Consider the following 270-nt stretch of genomic DNA (forward strand, 5'->3'; position numbering starts at 1 on the left):
GCTCGACGCGCTGACCGACTACCGCCCGAAGGTGCCGCTGCGCATCTACACGTCCGAGCACGTGCTGATCGGCGAATTCGGCGAGGAACGGCGCGACATCGTCCATCTCAAGGACGTGCCGGATTCGCTGAAGAAGGCGATCCTCGCGATCGAGGACGCACGGTTCTACGATCATGGCGGCGTCGACCTCACCGGCATCGCCCGCGCGGGCTTCGTCGCGTTGACGAACGGCCATGCGTCGCAGGGCGCGAGCACGATCACGATGCAGGT

1 protein-coding gene is annotated in these 270 nt (G+C 65.9%); it reads left to right on the plus strand.

Annotated elements, in window-relative coordinates; genetic code table 11:
* Positions 1-270 (plus strand): transglycosylase domain-containing protein (locus SB816_RS31940; protein WP_410548235.1); only part of this gene is annotated, 270 nt, incomplete at both ends.

This window comes from Achromobacter sp. SIMBA_011 (genome assembly GCF_046535435.1).
Taxonomy (GTDB): Bacteria; Pseudomonadota; Gammaproteobacteria; order Burkholderiales; family Burkholderiaceae_B; genus Achromobacter; species Achromobacter dolens.